This window comes from Saccharothrix hoggarensis (assembly GCF_042678885.1).
GTDB lineage: Bacteria > Actinomycetota > Actinomycetes > Mycobacteriales > Pseudonocardiaceae > Actinosynnema > Actinosynnema hoggarensis.
Window position 1 is genome coordinate 1 of the sequence record NZ_JBHTLK010000455.1, and the last position, 1,966, is coordinate 1,966.

The following is a 1,966-nucleotide window of genomic DNA, read 5'->3' on the forward strand; positions in this document are numbered from 1 at the left end:
CGGTCCGCCGGCACGGGCGCGGCGGGCGGCGGCGGGGTCGAGCCGGAACGCCGGCCGGTTGCCGGAGTGGCGCTGCCGCGACCGCAGCCACGACAGCCGGTGCAGCGACTCGGCGTGGTGGTCGGTGATGGTGACCTCGGCCAGGTCGAACGAGTGCAGCACGGCCCGGTTCAGCTCCACGACGGCGCGGTCGCGCCACAGCGAGCGCTCGGTGGACGTGTCGAGGCCGAGCGCCTCGGCGACGGGCCGCGCCGCGCCGTAGGCGTTCTCGTCGGCGAGGCTGCGGGCGCCGATCTCGGAGCCGACGAACCACGAGTTGAACGGCGCGGCCGGGTAGGTGACGCCGCCGATGGTCAGCCGCATGTTGGTGATCACCGGCACGGCGTGCCAGCGCAGGCCGAGCCGGCCGAACCAGGGCAGCTCGGGGTGTTCGAGCAGCACCTCGTGCACCACGTCGGGCGGGATGGCGAACAGCTTCGCGCCCTCGTGCGCGGTCTCCACGACGAGCGGCAGCAGGTCGAACCGGCCGGGGGTGGCGGGCGGGCGCCAGCCCATGCCCTGGACGGAGTCGGTGAACGCCCGGTAGCGGCGGTCGCCGGCGCCGTCGCCGTAGCCCGCGTACCGCACCAGCTGCTCGTTCCAGATGCACGGTCCGGGCGCGGTGGGCGTGTCCGGCGCGAACACGGTGACCAGCGGGCGGATCTCGCCGCCGTTGGTGGCCAGGCGCAGGTGCTCGACGCACTCGCCCGCCACGGCGGCGGCGTTGCGGAAGCCGCGCAGGTCGCGGACCTTGAGCCGGCGCCACGGCACGCCGCTGGTGCACCAGCCGGAGTCGCGCAGGGCGATCCGCGCGCCGTAGGCCAGCTCGTGGGTGGTGTGCCGGTAGGTGCCGGTGGCCGCGATCTCCTCGCGGACCTCGGCGAGGCGCGGCCCGACCGGCCCGGCCTCGGGGTGGGCGATGTGGAACATGCGGAGGAACCCCTCCGCCGCGTCCACGTCGAACGTTATCGGTTCGTTGTCAACTACGGTCACGGGCGGCAACCGTAGTTGCGGAGCGGTGTGACGCGTCACTGCCAGACGGGGCACATCGGGTGATCAACAAAGTCCACTCGTTCCGGTGATGAAACGACGGGGAGTCGCCGCATCGGTCGCACCGGGACGTGCCTTGATGACACGGTCAGGTGAGGTCGTTCCGCTCGAACATCAGATCGTGGCTGATCCGGTCCTCTTCGACGGCCCGCTGCTCGAACTTGGTGACCGGACGCCACTCCGGCCGGGGCGCCCACCGCTCGTGCCGGTTGCGCAGCAGCGGCTCGGCCGAGCACACCTCCAGCATCTGCTCGGCGTACTGCTCCCAGTCCGTGGCCAGGTGCAGCGTGCCGCCCGGACGCAGGCGCGTCGCGACCAGGCGCACGAACTCGGGCTGGACGAGCCGGCGCTTGTGGTGCTTCTTCTTCGGCCACGGGTCGGGGAAGAAGATCCGCACGGCGTCGAGGGAACCGGGCTCCACGTGGTCGGTGAGCAGGTCGACCGCGTCACCGCGCAGGACCCGCAGGTTGGTCACGCCGAGCGCCTCGGCGCGCAGCAGGAGCTGCGCCAGGCCGGGCTTGTAGACCTCGACGGCGACGTAGTTGACGTCGGGAGCGGCGGCCACCAGCTGGGACGTGGTCTCGCCCATCCCGGAGCCGATCTCCAGCACGACGGGCGCCTCGCGCCCGAACCACTCGGTGAACCGCACGGGACCGGCCGGGAGCGCCTTGACCTCGAGGCCCAAGCGCTCCCAGTGGCGGTCCCATGCGCGCTGCTGCCCCACGGTCATCCGTTCGCCGCGTTGGACGTAGCTGACAACGGATCGGTGGTGCGGCGGTCGCTGGTGGCTGGACGTCACGGGCGTACAGCCTAGGTGGTGCGCTAGCGCGTGTTTCAAAGGTGAGGTGATCGGCGGCGTGTCGATGGCCGGAACGTG

Annotated in this window: 2 protein-coding genes; both read right to left on the reverse strand. The window is 72.2% G+C overall.

The window, feature by feature from the left end; translation table 11 throughout:
• Window positions 1–1,032, reverse strand: a 1,032-nt coding sequence (locus ACFQ3T_RS36320) for a nitric oxide synthase oxygenase (protein WP_380730657.1), incomplete at its 3' end; no start/stop codon positions are given.
• Between the two features lie 145 nt (window positions 1,033–1,177).
• Window positions 1,178–1,819 (reverse strand): tRNA (guanosine(46)-N7)-methyltransferase TrmB, encoded by a 642-nt coding sequence (gene trmB, locus ACFQ3T_RS36325; RefSeq protein WP_380730659.1) that lies wholly within the window; start codon window positions 1,817–1,819, stop codon window positions 1,178–1,180.
• Between the last annotated feature and the right edge of the window lie 147 nt (window positions 1,820–1,966).